This is a genomic window from Rathayibacter sp. AY1H3 (genome assembly GCF_002932015.1).
Map to the genome: position 1 here is coordinate 1 of NZ_PSUU01000038.1, position 16434 is coordinate 16434.

A 16434-nucleotide genomic window follows, 5' to 3' on the forward strand; every position below is an offset into this window, starting at 1 on the left:
GCTCGGAGGCGGAGGGCCGTCGGTCCGGAGGCGGTGAGCGAGACCAGTGCGCCGGCCAGGGCGGCGGCGCCCAGGGCGAGCAGCGTGAGGCTCGCCCGCGGATCCGCGTCGGCGCCGTCCTCTACGGACTCGTCCTCGCCGCCGCCTCGATCGGCCTGCTCGTCGTCTCGGCCGACCCGGTGCTGCGCGCGCAGGTCGTCGAGCGCGGGATCACCCTCGAGCCCGGCGCCGCGCTCGCCCTGGCCGTCGCCGCGCTCGGCGCCATGGCGCTCCTCCTCGCGCTCGCCCGCCTGCTCGACCGGCGCGCCGCTCGCGACGACGGCTGACCCCGGCGCGGGACGCCGGGTGCTCGCAACCCCCTGCCCCGCATCCGCCGAGAGGCGCAGACTCGTCCCGGGCGATCGCCCGCCACCCCCTGGAGACGAGACCATGCCCTTCTGCGCCCTCGAGAGCCTCCGCTGATGGAGCTGGGCATCGCCGCGATCGTCGGCGTCTCGGTCCTCGTCGCGGTCGCCGTCTTCTCGCGGCGCCTCGGCGTCGCCGCCCCGATCGTCCTCGTGCTCGCCGGCGTCGGCCTCTCGTACATCCCCGGGGTGCCGGAGGTGGTCGTCCCGCACGAGTGGGTGCTCGACGGCGTGCTGCCGCCGCTGCTCTACGCGGCGGCGCTCAGCGTCCCGTTCATCGACTTCCGCCGGAACCTCACCACCATCACCGGCCTGTCGGTCGTGCTGGTGCTGATCTCGGCGGCCGGCGTCGGCGCGCTCCTCTTCCTCCTCCTCCCCGAGCTCGGGCTGGGCCTGGCGATCGCCGTGGGCGCGATCATCAGCCCGCCCGATGCGGTCGCCGCGACCTCGGTCGGCCGGCGCCTCGGCCTCCCGCCGCGTCTGCTCACCCTGCTCGAGGGCGAGGGACTGATCAACGACGCGACCGCGCTGGTCCTCCTCCGCTCGGCTCTCGCCGCCGCCGCGGGGACGCTCGCGACGCCGTGGGCCGCGATCGGCGACTTCCTCTACGCGGTCGTCGTGGCCGTCGTGGTCGGGTTCGTGGCCAGCGTCGTCACCGTCTTCGTCCGCTCGCGGCTCGAGGACCCGGTGCTCAACACCGTCCTCTCCTTCATCGTCCCCTTCGTCGCGTTCATCCCCGCCGAGGGCCTGGGCGCCTCGGGCGTGCTCGCCGTGGTCGTCGCCGGCCTGCACACCGGGCACGCCTCCTCCCGCGCCTTCACCGCGCAGTCGCGGGTGAACGACCGGATCAACTGGCGGACCGTGCAGTTCCTGCTCGAGAACGGCGTGTTCCTGCTGATCGGGCTCGAGATCCGCTCGCTGATCCACGACGCCGACAGCGCGCGCCTCTCCGTGCCCGGAGCTGTCGGGATCGGCCTGATCGCGGTGGTCGGGCTGATCGTCGTGCGCTTCCTCTGGGTCGGGCCGGTCCTCCTCGGCGAGCGCTGGCAGACCCGCCGGGCCGAGCGCCGGGCCCGCGAGCAGAAGGAGCTGCTCGAGTCGCCCGAGGCGCAGGAGCTGCCGAAGGAGGAGCGCGGCCGGGCGAAGCGGCGCTACCTGCTGCGGCGCAGCGACTACCGGCACTTCAGCCGCAACGGCATCGGCTGGCGCGGCGGTCTGGTGCTCGGCTGGTCCGGGATGCGCGGAGTGGTGACCCTCGCGGCCGCGCAGTCGCTGCCCGAGGACATCCCGTACCGTCCGCAGCTCGTGCTGATCGCCTTCACCGTGGCCGTCGCGACCCTGCTGATCCAGGGCAGCACGCTGCCGCTGCTGATCCGGGCGCTGGGCATCCGCGGGATCGACGTGCCCGAGGACCAGCGCGCACTCGCGGGCCTGCTCGACGAGATCACCGAGAAGGGCCTCTCGGTGCTGGAGCACCCGGGCGACGCCGTCGAGGGCGCCGACGGCGTCGCTCCGGACGTCCTGGAGCGGGTGCGCCAGACGTCGTTCCTCCGCTCCGAGGCCGCCTGGGAGCGCTCGCGCGGCACGGAGCGGTCGGTCGCGGACACTCCGCACCGCCTCTACCGGGCGCTGCGCCTCGCCGTGGTCGCGGCCGAGCGGGAGGCGCTGCTGGACGCGCGCTCGCGCCGCGCCTACCCGCAGCGCATCCTCCGCGACGCCCAGTCGCTGCTCGACCTCGAGGAGACGCGGCTGCGGGTCCGGCGGGGCTCCGAGTCCTGAGGGCTCGGGATCGTGACGATCGCTCCCGGAGATGCCCGCGCTGATCCGCGCCCTGTGGAGGAGCGCCGAGCTCCTCGAGTGCGCCATCCGGATCGACCCCTCGGACCACGGCCGTCCGGTCTCCCCGGCATAGCCCGCCGATGCGTCACCCCCCGTTAAGCCCGCGCTCCCCGCTTCCTCTGGCACTGCCGTCACCCCGCCCGTAAACTGCGGATCGCCTGAGAATCGGAAGCTCGATTCGCCCGCACTCGAAGAGGGGTGGCGGGCCGGGGCGGATCCCCTCGGGCGATATCACGAGGGCCGATCCGCGCGCCAGCCCTCGCAGAGAGGGCAGACGGGGCGCTGAGAGGAACGCTATCCCGTGCGGCGCCGGAGCGCACGCCTCACTTCGTTCGAGTGCTCTCAGGTCCAGTCGAGAGCGGAGCGCTCGGCCCAGTAGCGGGCCGGATCCACGGCGAGCGCCGGGAGGTCCGGGTGCTCCCGGGGCTGCGCGCGCAGGTTGGCCCGCAGCTGCTCCGGAGTCGCCGCGCCGCTCAGCACGACGTCGGCCCAGGGCTGCGCGAGGACGGCCCCCAGGGCGACGGCGTCCGGCGCGGCGCCGGCGTGCTCGATCGGGTGCGCCACGAGCCTCCCGTTGGCGAGGGCCTCCTTGACCACCACCAGCCAGCCGTCGTCGTGCGCGGCGGCGAGCGCCCGGCCCGCGGACTGCTCGAGCGGGTTCCAGGTGCTCTGGACCGCGCTGAACGGCGACTCCGGGATCGCGCGGGCGAGCTCGATCACGCGCGCCTGCTCGGGTCCGCTGGTGGAGAGGCCGACGCGCACTCCGGAGCCGGCGAGGCCGCGCAGTCGGTCCAGCAGCGGGCGGTCGGTGAGGGCCGGGCTCTCGGGAGTGATCGAGTGGACGAGGTAGGAGTCGGGCGCCGAGCCGAGCGCGTCGAGCGTGAGCGGCCACTGGCGGTCGAGCATCGCGACCGAGTGCTCCTTGCGCTCGTGCACCGGCGCATCCATCGCCCACCCGCCGACGTACTCGTAGCCCCACTTCGACTCGATCGTGAGCGCCGCCCGCCGCTCCGGATGCCGGGCGAGCCAGCCGCCGAGGAACTCCTCCGCCCGCCCGTAGGAGCGCGCGGCGTCGAGGAAGCGGACGCCGGCGTCCCACGCCGCGTCGAGCAGCAGGTGCGTGCGCTCGCGCAGCGCGTCGACGCTCCGCTCGGCCGCGGGGCCGAGGTCGTCGTCGCGCCCTGCCGTGATGTACGCCGGCCGGCCCACGGCCGCCAGCCCGATCCCGAAGCGCTGCATCCCGCCCACGGTACGCCGGTCCCGGAGCTCCGGCAGCCGCTAGCGTCGAGCGGTGACCTCCGCCCTCGACCGCAGCATCCTCCGGCTCGCCGTCCCGGCGCTGGGCTCGCTGGTCGCCGAGCCGCTGTTCCTGCTCACCGACTCCGCCCTGGTCGGCCATCTCGGCGCCGTCCCGCTCGCCGGGCTCGCGCTGGGCGGCACGGTGCTGCAGACGATCGTCGGCCTGATGGTCTTCCTCGCGTACAGCACCACTCCGCGGGTCGGCCGGGCCCTCGGCGAGGGCGACGAGCGGAGGGCCGTGGCGGCCGGGATCGACGGCGGCTGGCTGGCCCTGCTCCTCGGCGCCGGCATCGCCGTGGTGGGCGCGCTGACCGCTCCGGCCGTCGTGGCGCTCTTCGGCGCGGAGCCGGCTGTGGCCGAGGCGGGCGTGCGGTACCTGGCGGTGAGCATGGCCGGGATCCCCGCCATGCTCGGCGTCTTCGCGCTCACCGGGCTCCTCCGCGGCTTCCAGGACACCCGCACTCCGCTGATGATCGCCGCCGGCGGATTCGCCCTCAACGCCGCTCTCAACGCCGTGCTGATCTACCCGGCCGGCCTGGGGATAACCGGCTCCGCGCTGGGGACGGTGATCGCGCAGTGGGCCATGCTCGCGGCCTACGCGGGAGTCGCGCTGCGGCTCGCCCGGAGGGTCGGCGCGCCGCTGCGGCCGCACCTCGCGGGCCTGGCCTCCTCCGCGGGATCCGGCGGCTGGATGCTGCTGCGCACAGCGAGCCTCCGCGCGGCGATCCTGCTCGCGGTCGCGACCGCCACCTCGCTCGGGGCGGAGGAGCTGGGCGCCTTCCAGGTGGCGATGACGCTGTTCTCGACGGTCGCCTTCGCCCTCGACGCGGTGGCGATCGCCGCGCAGGCTCTGCTGGGCCGCCTCCTCGGCGCGGGCGACGCCGAGCAGGCCCGCGCCGTTACGAAACGCTGCGTGACCTGGGGAATCGGTGCAGGAGTAGTGCTCGGAGCGCTGGTCACCGGTCTGAGCGGTGTCCTGCCGTACGTCTTCTCGAGCGACCCGGAGGTGCTGCGGCTGCTGCCCGCGGCGATCGCCGTCGTGGGCCTCACCGCTCCGCTCGGCGGCTACGTCTTCGTGCTCGACGGCGTGCTGATCGGCGCCGGCGACGGCCGCTACCTGGCGCTCAGCGGCCTCGCGAACCTCGCCGTCTTCGTCCCGCTCGCCCTGCTCACCCCCGCCGCGCCCGCCGAATGGCGCCTCCTCGCGCTCTGGCTCGCCTTCGCCGTCGGCTTCCTCGGCGCCCGCGCGGTCACCCTCGGGCTCCGGGTCCGCAGCGACGTCTGGCTCCGCTGATCGCGCTCCTCCCCTGTGGAGAAGCCTGTGGACAACTCCGGTCAGCGCGGCGGAGCGCTGGTGTTCCCGCGGTGGAAGACGGCGTGGAAGCAGACCGCCTCCGCCTCCTCGTCGGCCAGGAGCGCGACCGCGGCCCGTCCCGCCGCACGGCCCTTCTCGACCGCGGGCTGGGCCATCGTCGTGAGGTCGTACTCGGCCGCGAGACCGGGCACCTGCACGCCGTCGAAGCCGACCACCGAGAGGTCCTCGGGCACGCGCAGCCCGCGCTCCTCCGCAGCGAGGATCACGCCCGCGGCCAGCAGATCGCTCTGCGCGACGACCGCGGTCGGCGGCTCCGCCCCCTCGAGCAGCGTGCGGCCCGCGGCGACGCCCTCGTCGACGGAGCTCGCCGCGGCGGCGACGACCGACGCCTCCGGGAAGACGTCCTGCACGCCGAGGAGGCGGTCGACCGGAGTGATGCTGGGGCTCGAGCGCCAGCCGGGCGGGATCGCGCCGCGGCGGCGGTCCTTCGCGAACGGGAGCGCGACCACCGCGACCCGCTCGTGGCCGAGCTCGCGCAGGTGCTCCGCGAGGGTGCGGCTGGCCTCGCGGTTGTCGAGCGAGATCACGGCGCCGCCCAGCTCCGAGAGGCCCTCGACCACGACGACCGGCACCCCCCGGCGGCGCAGCACGGCGACGGAGTCGTCGACCGACGGGCTGCAGCCGACCAGGATCATCGCGTCGACCGGGGCCGTCGCCAGCAGGCCCGCGCCGTCGCCGGTCTCGGTGAGCAGCAGGATCCCGGCGTCGACCCCGCCGAGCACGTCGGCGATCCCGTCGAGCATGGCGATCTTGATCGGGTCGCGGAACGCGTGCAGCATCCGCTCGTCCACGACGACCCCCACGATCCCCGAGCGGCCGCGGCGGAGCGAGCGCGCCCGCGGGTCGGGGCCGGCGTAGTCGAGCTCGGACGCCGCGCGCAGCACCCGCTCCTTCGTGGCCTCCGAGACGGGGCCGGAGCCGCTGAAGACCAGCGAGGCGGTGGAGGGGGACACTCCGGCCCGGCTCGCGACGCGGGCGAGCGTCGGCCGGGGGCTCTTGCGGGGTTCCACGTTCCTCCTCGTGGGGGCGGCGCACTCGTCGTCGGTTGACCGTCCCCGGGGTTCCGGATAGCTTAGACCGGCTCGCTTCGAATCGATTCGACCGCGCCTCTCGATCCGGTGTCCGGATCCCGCCCGCACCAGGAGAACCGCCATGACCTCGACGTCCGCGCTCACGCGCCCGCAGCTGGTCGCCTGGCGCAACGCCGTCTTCACGATCTTCGTCCTCAGCGGGATCTCGATCGCCACCTGGGTCTCGCGCACCCCCGCCATCCGCGACGAGCTCCAGCTCTCGACCGCCGGAGTGGGCCTGCTGATCCTCTCGATGTCGATCGGCGCGATCGTCGGACTCGCGTTCTCGACGCCGGTCATGGGCGCGATCGGCGCCCGGCGCGGCATGGCGCTCGGCCTCACCGTCTCGGCGGCGGGGCTCGCGGTGCTGGGCGTCTCGGCCGACGTCATCGGCGTCCTCCCCGCGGCCTTCGCCGGCATGGCGATGCTCGGCTTCGGCAACGGAGCGGTCGACGTGATGATGAACGTCGAGGGAGCGGCCAACGAGAAGGCCTTCGGCAAGACGCTCCTGCCGCTGTTCCACGCCTTCTTCAGCCTCGGCACCGTGGCCGGCGCGCTGATCGGCGCGGGCGCCTCCGCCCTGGCCGTGCCCGTCGCCGTCCACCTCGGCGCGATCGCCGTGGTGATCGCGGTGACCGCGGTGATCGCGATCCGCTTCGTCCCGGTCCGCGAGGAGCTCGACACCTCCGGCGCGGCGACCACCGTGAAGCCGCCGGTCCGCGAGCGCGTCGCCGCCTCCCTCGGCGTCTGGCGCGACGGCCGCCTCGTCCTCATCGGCCTGATCATGCTGGGCATGGCCTTCGCCGAGGGCTCCGCGAACGACTGGCTGACCCTGGCGATGGTCGACGGCCACGGCACCGACAAGACGACCGCCGCCGTCGTGTTCGGCGTGTTCGTCGCCGCCATGACGGTCGGACGCGTGATCGGCGGACCCGTGCTCGACCGCTTCGGCCGCGTCCCGGTGCTGCGCGCCTCCGCCGTGCTCGCGATCGTCGGCATCCTGCTGTTCATCCTCGCCCCGGTCGACGCGCTCGTCGTCGTCGGCGCGGTCGCCTGGGGTCTGGGCTGCTCGCTCGGCTTCCCGGTGGGCATGTCGGCCGCGGCGGAGGGGCCGCACTCGGCCGCCCGCGTCAGCGCGGTGGCGATGCTCGGCTACGTCGCGTTCCTGGTCGGACCGCCGGCGATCGGCTTCCTCGGCGAGCACTACGGCCTGCTGAACGCCCTCTTCCTGGTTCTGGCCCTGGTGGTCGTGGCGGGGCTCGCCTCCCCCGCCGCCCGCAGCCGGCGGAGCTGACCGCCGCGCCCTCGACGCCGCCGCAAGCCCCCGTGCGGCCCGGGCGCCCCGGCGCGCCTCCCCCTAGGCTTCCCAGGACGGCGGTGGAGGGGGAGCGGATGCGGTACCGAGCGCGCGACGGCGCCCTGCTCCACGTCGACGAGCACGGAGCCGGTCAGGGGCGGCCCCTGGTGGTCGTCCCCGGTGAGCCGGAGCGCCACCCCTCCTATCTCGGCTCGTTCGCCTCGATCGCCTGCACGCGCCGGGTCCTCGTGCTGCACCCGCGCGGAGTGGGCGGCTCCGCGGAGCTGCCTCCCGCTCCCCCGGCCACGACGGCCGCCGACGTGGAGGACCTGCGCCGTCACCTCGGCGTCGACGAGCTCGATCTCGCCGCGCACGACTCCGGCTGCCGCGCCGTCCTGCTCGCCGCCGTGGACGCGCCCGAGCGCGTCGCCCACCTGCTCCTGATCGCCCCCGGCACCGCCTGGCTCGGGATCGACGACCGGGCTGCCGGTCACACGACTCCCGCCGGCTCCGACGACACCGCGGCGATCCGCGACGCTCTGCAGCGCCTCGACTGCCCCGCGGTCGTCCTCGGCGGCGAGGACGATCCGGTGACGGGCGTCGCCGCTCTGGAGGCGCTCACCGCGCTCCTGCCGCAGGCGAGCCTGGCCGTCATCGAGTCGAGCGGCCACCACCCGTGGACGGAGGCGCCGGCCGAGTTCGCGGTCGCGCTGCGCGCCTCGCTCTCGGTGCCGCCACCCGCTCCTCCGCTCGGCCGCCGGCCTCCCGTCGCCGCGCACTGAGCCGGGAGCCCGCCGGGGCCGCGCCGTCTATCCTCGACGGGTGCGTCTCGTCATCGCGCGCTGCTCCGTCGACTACACCGGCCGTCTCAGCGCCCACCTCCCGCTCGCCACCCGCCTCCTGCTCGTCAAGGCCGACGGGAGCGTCCTCATCCACTCCGACGGCGGCTCCTACAAGCCGCTGAACTGGATGAGCCCGCCCTGCACGCTGATCACGGGCGAGCCCGACGAGGAGGCGCGCACCGCGGGAGTGACGCAGCAGTGGACCGTCGCGCACCGCAAGACCGGCGACGCTCTCGTCGTCTCGATCCACGAGGTGCTGCACGATTCGGCGCACGAGCTCGGCGTCGATCCGGGACTCGTGAAGGACGGAGTGGAGTCGCACCTCCAGCGCCTTCTCGCCGAGCAGATCGGCCTCCTCGGAGAGGGGCACACTCTCGTCCGGCGCGAGTACATGACCGCGATCGGCCCGGTCGACATCCTCGCCCGCGATTCCTCGGGAGCCGCCGTCGCCGTCGAGATCAAGCGCCGCGGCGAGATCGACGGAGTGGAGCAGCTCACCCGCTATCTCGAGCTGATGAATCGCGATCCGCACCTCTTCCCGGTGACGGGAGTCTTCGCCGCTCAGGAGATCAAGCCGCAGGCGCGGACTCTCGCCGAGGACCGCGGAATCCGCTGCGTGGTGCTCGACTACGAGGCCATGCGCGGCACCGACGACTCCCACACGCGCCTGTTCTGACAGGCACGGCGAAGGCCCCCGCGATCGGATCACGGGGGCCTTCCGCTCACCGGGCGCGAGGCCCGGGAATGCTGCGTCTCACCGGGCGCGAGACCCGGGAATGCTGCGTCTCACCGGGCCGAGAGCCCGGCGGCCGCTACTTGTGGGCGGCCTGGTAGGCGGCCTGGACCTCGGAGGGGATGCGTCCGCGGTCGGAGACGGGGTGGCCGTTGGCGTTCGCCCACTCGCGGATGGCCTTGAGCTGCTTGGGGTCGCTCTTGGAGGCGGTCGCGACGCTCGTGGCGGCCGCGGGGCGCGAGCCGACGCGGCGGGCGCTCGAGACGAACTTCTCGAGCGCCGAGTGGAGCTCGGCGATGTTGTCGGGGCCGAGATCGATCTCGTAGTTGGCGCCCTCGATGCTGAAGCGGACGGTACCGCCGTCACCGGAATCGATAAGGGTTCCGTCGATATCGTCGACAAGCGTGATCTTCTGGGCCACTTTTCCTCCTGGAGTTCGCGGGACCGGACTGTCTCGACCCGGACCGGGAGAGACATTACCCCCTTTCACAATCGAGTGCGCCATGAATGGCGCCATTCGTCCCTTTCTCGCGCCATGTCGAGGGGAATGTTCAGGATAAGCGGAGGCAATCACGGCTGAATCGAGCTGTTCGCCACCAGCCGTCGAATAGAGGACACGGTGTCCGCAGACGGCCGTAACGATTCCGGTCACCGATCGCGCGCATTCCCGGGAACCGGTCCCGGCGATTCCGATCACGCCCCGGTCTTCGTTAGCGTGGAGTCATGGCACGACGAGGCGGACCCCCTGCACGCCCGGCGCGACCCGGTCCGTACCGCAATGCGGAGGCTCGGGAAGCACTGGAGGCGCTCGTCGCCGCTCCCACCGCCGAGGCCGTCGACCGGCTGCTCGAGGCCTGCCTCGACGGCTCCCTCGTGGTCGACGTCACGGGCTCCCAGCCCGGAGGCGTGCCGCACGTCCGCACCGTCGCGACGACCACCGGGGAGCAGGTCCTGCCGCTGTTCACCTCCACGGACGAGGTGCGCGTCGCGGTCCCCCGGCAGCAGCATCCGCGGGTGCAGATGCTGGTCCTCCCCGGACGCGAGGCCTTCGCGCTGATCCGCACCGCCGACTTCGTCGCCGTGCAGCTCGACCCCGGCTCGATCGCCCAGGTCGTCACTCGTTCGTTCGTCGAACGGGCTCTGGACGCCGAACGGCCGTAGAGTGTGGCCCCCGGCGGGGCAGCGCCGGCGTCACCCCGTCCTCCGAGGTCAGGAGCCCGCCATGTCCGACACGACCCTCGCCGCCACCGGCCTCGACGCGCGCGCCGGCACCTGGTCCTGCATCCTCTTCGACCTCGACGGCACGATCACCGACTCGGCCCCCGGCATCACCGGCACCCTCGTCGAGACCTTCGTCGAGCTGGGCCGCCCCGTGCCCGCTCCGGCCGAGCTGCTGGCCTACGTCGGCCCTCCGCTGCTCGAGGCGTTCCGCGAGCTCGGCGGGATGACCGTCGAGGAGGCACAGGCCGCGCTCGTGGTCTACCGCCGCCGCTACAACGCGGGCGGACTGTTCGACTCCTCGGTCTACCCGGGGCTGCCCGAGGTGCTGGCGCGCATCGCCGAGGCCGGCGTGCCGCTCTCGCTCGCGACCTCCAAGCCGGAGTCGGCGGCCACGCGCATCCTCGAGCACTACGGACTGGCGCAGTACTTCACGGTGATCTGCGGCGCCTCCGAGGACGAGGTCCGCAGCGCCAAGGCCGACGTCGTGGAGGAGGCGCTGCGCCGGCTCCGCGAGCTCGGCGTCGACCTCTCGGCGCCGGTGATGGTGGGCGACCGCGAGCACGACGTGCAGGGCGCCGCCGCCCACGGCGTGCCGACGATCATGGTCGAGTGGGGCTACGGATCGCCGCTCGAGGCGGTCGGGACGATCGCGCTGGTGTCCGGTGCCGAGGAGCTCGCGGACCTCCTGCTCCCGTGACCTGCGTACGATGAGGGCATGACTGGTCTGGGCGTCGTCCTCTCGTTCGTGCTGTTCCTCGGCGGGATCCTCGTTCTCGGCAACTCGTTCCTGCTGCCCGACATCGCCGGATTCCTCTTCGTCGGCGGCATCCTGATGATCTCGGGATCGCTCGCCGTCGCGTTCCACGTCCTGCCGAAGTCGCAGTAGCCGGGTCGCTCCGGGCGGCCGCCTCCGCGGCTCGCCGCTCCGCTCAGCCCAACGTGCTCGCGTCGAGGTTGACGACTGCATTGATGTAGACCGCCTCGCCGGCTCCGGCGATCGTCGGGTTCATCCGGAGCAGCTGCTGCACCGGGATCCCGAAGCGCTGCGCGATGTCGAAGAACGTGTCGCCCTGCACCACGGTGTAGCTCACGATGTCCCCCTCCCCGTCGCGGGTCGGCTCGCCGTTCGCCCCGGGAACCGCGCCGTTGTCGACCGCGAAGGCGGTCTCGGGGATGTCCGGTGTCGCGTTCGGCGTGAAGGTGACCGTCGCCTCGGGGACCGGCGCGAAGACCGTGGCCGTCGCTTGCGGGAGCGCCGCCGTGACGGTCGGGTCCGGCACCGGAGTCGGCGTCGCCGTGGCGAACACGGTGACCGTGACCGTGGGAGCCGGAGCGGGCGCCGAGCACCCCGCGAGCGCGAGCACACCGGCCAGTGCCGTCGCTCCGATGACCGTCCTGCGCATGTCCCCCGCCCTCCGCGCGCCCCGCGGCGCCCGCTCCACCCTAGGAGACGGGGCGGCCGGCGGCACGTGCTGTCGCAGGAGGCCGGTGCTGCGGATCCACCGTCGTGCGGGGAGCTCCGTGGTCGTCCGGGCCGGGTCGGCCTCACCGGGACCGGGTCAGGACGGGGGCTCGGGGAGCAGGCGCAGCCCGCCGCCGCTGTTCGCCGCGTCCATCAGGAGCTCGACCCAGGTCGGGTTGATCGTCGGCTGCCGGCTCCCCGCGAAGTGGAACTGCAGGGCGATGTTCGGGTTCATCCAGAAGGAGTGGCGGCCGCGCGCGCCCTCGGGCATCGAGTCGAGGGTGAGGCTGAAGCGCTCGTCGCGGCGGAACTTCGCGTAGATCACGATCTGGAGGTGGGCCAGGGTCCGGTCCTCGATCTCGATGACGGCGGGAGGAGTGCCGTAGAGGAATTGACCCATGCCGCCAGACTATAGGCCCCTCGGCTTATTACTAGTCCGTCTAGCTATTTCGCCTCGGAGGGTTCCGCCGGGTCGGCTTCGTCCGTATCGTGCCCGTCGCCGTGCTCCGCGTCGATCTCGTCGACGGCCGCGCTCATCCGGCGGAGGAAGTTGACGACGACCTCGGCCTCGGGGGCGTCCAGGTCCTCGGCGATCTCGAGCATCCGGCGGTGCATCTCCTGGAGCGTGGCGCGCACCTCGTCGTCGCTGTCGACGGTCGCCTCCACGACGATCCCGCGCCGGTCGGTCGGGTTGGGCTTGCGCACGAGATGGCCGCTGCGGACCAGGCGGTCGATGAGGACCGTGGTCGACGCGGACGAGATGGAGAGGTGCGAGGCCAGGTCCTTGCCGGTCACCAGCTCGCCCTTGCGCTGCTGGCGGAGCAGGTACTGGATGGCGATCAGGTCCGTCTCGCCCATCGCCATCCGCTCACGCGTGCGGCGGCGCATCGAGACCTCGGAGACGCGGTACGTGCGCATCGCGCTCAGCACCTCGACAGCGCGGCGGGTGGACGACTCGTCCGGGTACCAGTACCCGGCGCCGCTCCGCAGGCTCGTGTCGCTCATCCGCACATCCTAGACCGGCTGATCACCAGGCCGTCTAGCGAGTCGCCCGCGCCTACGCTGGACCGGTGACCGCCACCCTCGTCGCCAAGGGCCTCTCCGGAGGCTATGCGCACCGCACCCTGTTCGACGGACTCGACCTGACGGTCGCCCCCGGGGACGTGGTGGGCGTCGTGGGGGCGAACGGAGCCGGCAAGTCGACTCTCCTGCGCATCCTCGCGAGCGAGACGGCTCCACTCGAGGGCTCCGTCGTTCTCTCGCCGGGCGACGCCTTCGTCGGCTGGCTGCCGCAGGAGCACGAGCGCCGCGAGGGCGAGACCGTCGCCGGCTACATCGCGCGCCGCACCGGCTGCGCCGAGGCCTCCGCCGAGCTCGACACCGCCGCCTCCGCCCTGGCCGATCCCGATCCCGACGGCTCGATCGCCGACCGCTACGCCCTCGCGCTCGACCGCTGGCTCGCGAGCGGCGCGGCCGACCTCGACGAGCGCACCCCGGTCGTCCTGGCCGACCTGGGCCTGTCGCTCGGAGCCGCGGCCGCCTCCTCGACGATGACCTCCCTCTCCGGCGGGCAGGCGGCGCGGGTGGGCCTCGCGGCGCTGCTGCTCTCGCGCTTCGACGTGGTGCTGCTCGACGAGCCGACCAACGACCTCGACCTCGACGGCCTGGAGCGCCTGGAGGCCTTCGTCCGCGGACTCCGCGGCGGCGCGGTCCTCGTGAGCCACGACCGCGAGTTCCTCGCCCGCAGCGTCACCCGCGTGCTCGAGCTCGATCTCGCGCAGGGCACCAACCGGGTCTACGGAGGCGGCTACGACGCGTTCCTGGAGGAGCGCGAGACCGCGCGCCGCCAGCGCCGCGAGAAGTACGAGGACTTCGCCGAGCAGAAGGCCGACCTGGTCTCCCGCGCCCGCACCCAGCGGGAGTGGTCGAGCCAGGGCGTGCGCAACGCGATGAAGAAGGCCCCCGACAACGACAAGATCCGTCGCAAGGCCTCGGCGGAGTCGAGCGAGAAGCAGGCGCAGAAGGTGCGCCAGATGGAGAGCCGGATCGCGCGGCTCGAGGAGGTCGAGGAGCCGCGCAAGGAGTGGCAGCTCGCCTTCACGATCGGCAGCGCCCCGCGCTCGAGCTCGGTCGTCTCGACGCTGAACGGCGCGGTGGCCCGCCGCGGCGCCTTCACGCTCGGGCCGGTGTCGCTCCAGGTCGACGCGGGCGACCGGATCGGCATCACCGGGCCCAACGGCGCCGGCAAGTCGACGCTGCTGTCGCTCCTCCTCGGCCGCGCCGAGCCGGAGGAGGGCGGCGCCTCCCTCGGAGCGAGCGTGGCGATCGGCGAGATCGATCAGGCGCGCGGGATGCTCGCCGCCGAGGTGCCGCTCGCGGACGCGTTCGAGGCGCTGGTGCCCGAGTGGCCGACCGCCGAGGTCCGCACCCTGCTGGCGAAGTTCGGGCTGAAGGCCGACCACGTCGGCCGCCGCGTCGGCGAGCTCTCGCCGGGCGAGCGGACGCGGGCCGCCCTGGCGCTCCTCCAGGCCCGCGGCACGAACCTCCTGGTGCTCGACGAGCCGACCAACCACCTCGACCTCGTCGCCATCGAGCAGCTGGAGGAGGCGCTCGAGGCGTACGAGGGCACCCTGCTGCTGGTCACCCACGACCGGCGGATGCTCGAGACGGTGCAGCTGACGCGGCACTGGCACGTCGAGGCGGGCGTCGTCACGGAGGCGTGACGCCCGCCGCCGCGTCAGTCCCCGGAGGCGCGGGCCGCCTCGTCCTCGCGCCAGCCGGCCTCCTTCTGCACGTACTCGTTGTCGGCGAACTCCGCGAAGTCGCTCTCGTCGGTGATCCGGCGCACTTCGAGGCGGTTGCCGGGCACCAGCGGGCAGCGCAGCGCCCACTCGCGGGCCTGCTCCTTGGAGTCGACCCCGATGATCCAGAAGCCGTTGAAGAGCGACTCGGTCGGGCCGTAGGCGCCGTCGACGACGGTCGGCGGCTCGGAGGAGAAGTCGACCACGAAGCCGGAGGAGGCGACGTCGTCGGCCAGGCCGTCGCCCGAGAGCAGCACGCCCGCCTCGATCATCGCCTCGTTGTACTGCCCCATCCGGGTGATGATCTCGTCGAACGGGATCGAGGCGTAGGCCTCCTTCGCCGCATCGGTCGCGCGCATGATCAGCATGTACTTCATCGGGTCTCCCTGGGGTCGGTGCGCGGGGGCGCACCGCTCACTCTGGCGCGTCGCGGGCACGAGCGGAACAGCGGATCCGGAGGCGCATCGTCCTCGGCGCGGCCGCGAGACGCAACCCCGCGCAGATCCTCGCCGAGCGGCGGAGACTGGCGGCGGCCCGTTGCTCGACGGGCGCTCATCGACGGAAGGAACGACCCCATGGTGGATCTCGGAGGACTCGCGGACAAGGCGAAGAACGCCGTGAACAGCGACAAGGGCGAGGAGCTGACCGACAAGGGACTCGACAAGGCGGGCGACGCCGCCGACTCCGCGACCGGCGGGAAGTTCGCCGGCCAGGTCGACAAGGCCCAGGAGGCCGGCGACCAGCACGTCGGCAACGACTGACCGCCGGGCGGCCCTTCCGCGCTGTCGCGGAGGGCCGCCCGTCCATCAGTCCCGGTCGCCGAGCCCGCGCAGCAGCGCCCGCACCACGGCGACGGAGCGATCGGCCGCGTCGTCGACGTGCGCCTCGAACTCGCCGGGGGCGCAGAGGTCCGAGATCCCGCGGACCGAGACGAACGGCAGCCCGTGCACGTGCGCCGTCTGCGCGAGGGCGACGGACTCCATGTCGGTGGCGAGCGCGCCGGGGAAGTCGTTCCGCACGCGGTCCACGTGGGCGCTCGAGACGAAGACGTCGCTCGAGACGATCAGGCCGCGGCGTACCGGCGGCCCCTCCAGCAGCTCGAGCTCCGCGGCGAGCGCCGCGTCGTCCCCGGAGTAGCGGGCGGGCATCCCCGGGACCTGCCCGAGCGCGTAGCCGAACGCCCGCGCATCGGCGTCGGTCTGCACGTACTCGGCGCCGATCACGACCTCGCCCACGCGGACGTCGGCGCCCAGGCCGCCGGCGGTCCCCGCGCTCACCACGAGCGGCCGGGAGCCGTCCTCCCGCAGGATCGCTGCGGTGAGACCGCCGGCCGCGTTGACGAGGCCGATGCCGGTGCGGACGAGCAGCACCGCGCGGGAGTCGAGCTCGAGCTCCCACTGCAGCGCGTTGCCGACGGCGCGCGGCTCGGAGGCGCTGGACGCGGCGGCGAGGAACGGCGCGGCCTCCTCGTCCATCGCGACCAGGACGATCGCCGTGCTCACGCGGTGACCGTCTCCCACTCCGAGCGGTGCGCGAGGAACGTGCGCGCCGCCTCCTGCGCCCCCTCGAGGGAGTGGTTGGCGCCCCAGCCGCACTGGGTCTCGTTGGCGGCCGGGACCTCGTCGGCCTCGGTGATGTCCTGGAGCGTCGCCTCGACCAGGCCGAGCACCTCGGAGAGCTCGGGCTCGCCCGAGAGGAGCAGGTAGAAGCCGGTCTGGCAGCCCATCGGCGAGAAGTCGATCACGCGGTCGGAGTGGTTGCGGGACTTCTCGGCGAACAGGTGCTCGAGCGAGTGCACGGTGGGCATTTCGAGGTGCCCGCGGTTGGGCTGGGTGAAGCGCACGTCGTACTTGACGAGGTGGTCGCCTCCGGGCAGCGTCTTCGCGTCGGCGAGGCGCACGTACGGCGCTGCGACGGTGCGGTGGTCGAGGTTGAACGACTCGACGTTCATGCGCGGCTGATCCACGGTGGTCTCCTTCGCTGGGGGTCCCTCCATTGTCCTCCGCTCCGCGGAGCGGAGGCGGACCCCGGCGGATCCGGCTGCTTCTTCTCCGGGGCTGCGCCCGGATGCGAAGAGCTCCTCGCCGGCCA

Annotated in this window: 20 protein-coding genes; 11 read left to right on the plus strand and 9 right to left on the minus strand. The window is 73.4% G+C overall.

All coding sequences use genetic code 11. The features are described from left to right. Both C5C33_RS18605 and C5C33_RS13955 read left to right on the plus strand, forming a co-directional pair. A partial coding sequence (locus C5C33_RS18605) for a hypothetical protein (RefSeq protein ID WP_181136256.1) occupies positions 1-326 on the plus strand: 326 nt, incomplete at its 5' end. Positions 327-461: 135 nt separating this feature from the next. Then, positions 462-2183, plus strand: coding sequence for a sodium:proton antiporter (locus C5C33_RS13955; protein ID WP_104261412.1), 1722 nt, complete (start codon positions 462-464; stop codon positions 2181-2183). Positions 2184-2585: 402 nt separating this feature from the next. Here C5C33_RS13955 and C5C33_RS13960 read toward each other — a convergent pair whose 3' ends face one another. Further along, on the minus strand, positions 2586-3482 hold the full coding sequence (locus C5C33_RS13960) for an aldo/keto reductase (RefSeq protein ID WP_104261413.1): 897 nt from the start codon (positions 3480-3482) through the stop codon (positions 2586-2588). A gap of 52 nt (positions 3483-3534) precedes the next feature. On the opposite strand from C5C33_RS13960, the gene C5C33_RS13965 reads away from it, so the two are divergent. Beyond that, complete coding sequence (locus C5C33_RS13965; protein WP_104261414.1) at positions 3535-4836, plus strand: MATE family efflux transporter; 1302 nt, start codon at positions 3535-3537, stop codon at positions 4834-4836. A 41-nt stretch (positions 4837-4877) separates the two neighbouring features. Here the strand turns inward: C5C33_RS13965 and C5C33_RS13970 are convergent, their stop codons facing one another. Continuing rightward, the gene (locus C5C33_RS13970) at positions 4878-5927 is read right to left on the minus strand and encodes a LacI family DNA-binding transcriptional regulator (RefSeq protein ID WP_258059316.1); all 1050 of its coding nucleotides are present in this window, start codon (positions 5925-5927) and stop codon (positions 4878-4880) included. Between the two features lie 142 nt (positions 5928-6069). On the opposite strand from C5C33_RS13970, the gene C5C33_RS13975 reads away from it, so the two are divergent. From C5C33_RS13975 to nucS, 3 genes are all read left to right on the plus strand, one after another. After that, complete coding sequence (locus C5C33_RS13975; RefSeq protein ID WP_104261415.1) at positions 6070-7281, plus strand: MFS transporter; 1212 nt, start codon at positions 6070-6072, stop codon at positions 7279-7281. Positions 7282-7379: 98 nt separating this feature from the next. Next, on the plus strand, positions 7380-8066 hold the full coding sequence (locus C5C33_RS13980; RefSeq protein ID WP_104261416.1) for an alpha/beta fold hydrolase: 687 nt from the start codon (positions 7380-7382) through the stop codon (positions 8064-8066). A gap of 40 nt (positions 8067-8106) precedes the next feature. Then, complete coding sequence (gene nucS / locus C5C33_RS13985; RefSeq protein WP_104247564.1) at positions 8107-8802, plus strand: endonuclease NucS; 696 nt, start codon at positions 8107-8109, stop codon at positions 8800-8802. Positions 8803-8938: 136 nt separating this feature from the next. On the opposite strand, the gene C5C33_RS13990 is transcribed toward nucS, so the two are convergent. Then, on the minus strand, positions 8939-9280 hold the full coding sequence (locus C5C33_RS13990) for an Lsr2 family protein (protein WP_104222624.1): 342 nt from the start codon (positions 9278-9280) through the stop codon (positions 8939-8941). Positions 9281-9582: 302 nt separating this feature from the next. Here C5C33_RS13990 and C5C33_RS13995 point away from each other — a divergent pair, with 302 nt between their 5' ends. From C5C33_RS13995 to C5C33_RS18610, 3 genes are all read left to right on the plus strand, one after another. Continuing rightward, a complete protein-coding gene (locus C5C33_RS13995; protein WP_104261417.1) occupies positions 9583-10020 on the plus strand; it encodes an SseB family protein in 438 nt (145 codons plus the stop codon). Between the two features lie 61 nt (positions 10021-10081). After that, positions 10082-10777, plus strand: coding sequence for an HAD hydrolase-like protein (locus C5C33_RS14000; protein ID WP_104222626.1), 696 nt, complete (start codon positions 10082-10084; stop codon positions 10775-10777). 18 nt (positions 10778-10795) lie between these two features. Further along, positions 10796-10966, plus strand: a complete 171-nt coding sequence (locus tag C5C33_RS18610; protein WP_159911733.1) for a hypothetical protein — start codon at positions 10796-10798, stop codon at positions 10964-10966. Between the two features lie 43 nt (positions 10967-11009). Here the strand turns inward: C5C33_RS18610 and C5C33_RS14005 are convergent, their stop codons facing one another. The 3 genes from C5C33_RS14005 to C5C33_RS14015 form a co-directional block, all read right to left on the minus strand. Continuing rightward, positions 11010-11483, minus strand: coding sequence for a LysM domain-containing protein (locus tag C5C33_RS14005; RefSeq protein ID WP_104261418.1), 474 nt, complete (start codon positions 11481-11483; stop codon positions 11010-11012). 156 nt (positions 11484-11639) lie between these two features. Beyond that, on the minus strand, positions 11640-11942 hold the full coding sequence (locus C5C33_RS14010; protein ID WP_104225758.1) for an ATP-dependent DNA ligase: 303 nt from the start codon (positions 11940-11942) through the stop codon (positions 11640-11642). Positions 11943-11986: 44 nt separating this feature from the next. Continuing rightward, positions 11987-12547 carry a MarR family winged helix-turn-helix transcriptional regulator gene (locus C5C33_RS14015; RefSeq protein ID WP_104247561.1) on the minus strand — a complete coding sequence of 187 codons (561 nt, stop codon included), beginning with the start codon at positions 12545-12547 and terminating at the stop codon, positions 11987-11989. A 65-nt stretch (positions 12548-12612) separates the two neighbouring features. Between C5C33_RS14015 and C5C33_RS14020 the strand changes: the two genes are divergently transcribed. Further along, positions 12613-14265 (plus strand): ABC-F family ATP-binding cassette domain-containing protein, encoded by a 1653-nt coding sequence (locus C5C33_RS14020; protein ID WP_104261419.1) that lies wholly within the window; start codon positions 12613-12615, stop codon positions 14263-14265. A gap of 14 nt (positions 14266-14279) precedes the next feature. Here the strand turns inward: C5C33_RS14020 and C5C33_RS14025 are convergent, their stop codons facing one another. Next, positions 14280-14720, minus strand: coding sequence for a YciI family protein (locus tag C5C33_RS14025; RefSeq protein WP_104222630.1), 441 nt, complete (start codon positions 14718-14720; stop codon positions 14280-14282). Between the two features lie 198 nt (positions 14721-14918). Between C5C33_RS14025 and C5C33_RS14030 the strand changes: the two genes are divergently transcribed. Continuing rightward, positions 14919-15104 carry an antitoxin gene (locus C5C33_RS14030; RefSeq protein WP_104222638.1) on the plus strand — a complete coding sequence of 62 codons (186 nt, stop codon included), beginning with the start codon at positions 14919-14921 and terminating at the stop codon, positions 15102-15104. Between the two features lie 45 nt (positions 15105-15149). Here C5C33_RS14030 and mtnN read toward each other — a convergent pair whose 3' ends face one another. Next, complete coding sequence (mtnN, locus tag C5C33_RS14035; RefSeq protein WP_258069251.1) at positions 15150-15845, minus strand: 5'-methylthioadenosine/S-adenosylhomocysteine nucleosidase; 696 nt, start codon at positions 15843-15845, stop codon at positions 15150-15152. Then, the gene (locus C5C33_RS14040) at positions 15842-16294 is read right to left on the minus strand and encodes an S-ribosylhomocysteine lyase (protein WP_104222722.1); all 453 of its coding nucleotides are present in this window, start codon (positions 16292-16294) and stop codon (positions 15842-15844) included. The genes mtnN and C5C33_RS14040 overlap by 4 nt, the downstream gene beginning before the upstream one ends. Positions 16295-16434: the final 140 nt, after the last annotated feature.

Excerpts from the sequence above, each read along its gene's own strand:
- C5C33_RS14030 (WP_104222638.1), top strand. The coding sequence starts at position 14,919 with ATGGTGGATCTCGGAGGACTCGCGGACAAGGCGAAGAACGCCGTGAAC.
- C5C33_RS14040 (WP_104222722.1), bottom strand. The coding sequence starts at position 16,294 with ATGAACGTCGAGTCGTTCAACCTCGACCACCGCACCGTCGCAGCGCCG.
- C5C33_RS13995 (WP_104261417.1), top strand. The coding sequence starts at position 9,583 with ATGGCACGACGAGGCGGACCCCCTGCACGCCCGGCGCGACCCGGTCCG.
- C5C33_RS14000 (WP_104222626.1), top strand. The coding sequence starts at position 10,082 with ATGTCCGACACGACCCTCGCCGCCACCGGCCTCGACGCGCGCGCCGGC.
- C5C33_RS14005 (WP_104261418.1), bottom strand. The coding sequence starts at position 11,483 with ATGCGCAGGACGGTCATCGGAGCGACGGCACTGGCCGGTGTGCTCGCG.
- C5C33_RS18610 (WP_159911733.1), top strand. The coding sequence starts at position 10,796 with ATGACTGGTCTGGGCGTCGTCCTCTCGTTCGTGCTGTTCCTCGGCGGG.
- C5C33_RS13960 (WP_104261413.1), bottom strand. The coding sequence starts at position 3,482 with ATGCAGCGCTTCGGGATCGGGCTGGCGGCCGTGGGCCGGCCGGCGTAC.
- C5C33_RS13975 (WP_104261415.1), top strand. The coding sequence starts at position 6,070 with ATGACCTCGACGTCCGCGCTCACGCGCCCGCAGCTGGTCGCCTGGCGC.
- C5C33_RS14015 (WP_104247561.1), bottom strand. The coding sequence starts at position 12,547 with ATGAGCGACACGAGCCTGCGGAGCGGCGCCGGGTACTGGTACCCGGAC.
- C5C33_RS13955 (WP_104261412.1), top strand. The coding sequence starts at position 462 with ATGGAGCTGGGCATCGCCGCGATCGTCGGCGTCTCGGTCCTCGTCGCG.
- C5C33_RS14025 (WP_104222630.1), bottom strand. The coding sequence starts at position 14,720 with ATGAAGTACATGCTGATCATGCGCGCGACCGATGCGGCGAAGGAGGCC.
- C5C33_RS13980 (WP_104261416.1), top strand. The coding sequence starts at position 7,380 with ATGCGGTACCGAGCGCGCGACGGCGCCCTGCTCCACGTCGACGAGCAC.
- C5C33_RS14010 (WP_104225758.1), bottom strand. The coding sequence starts at position 11,942 with ATGGGTCAATTCCTCTACGGCACTCCTCCCGCCGTCATCGAGATCGAG.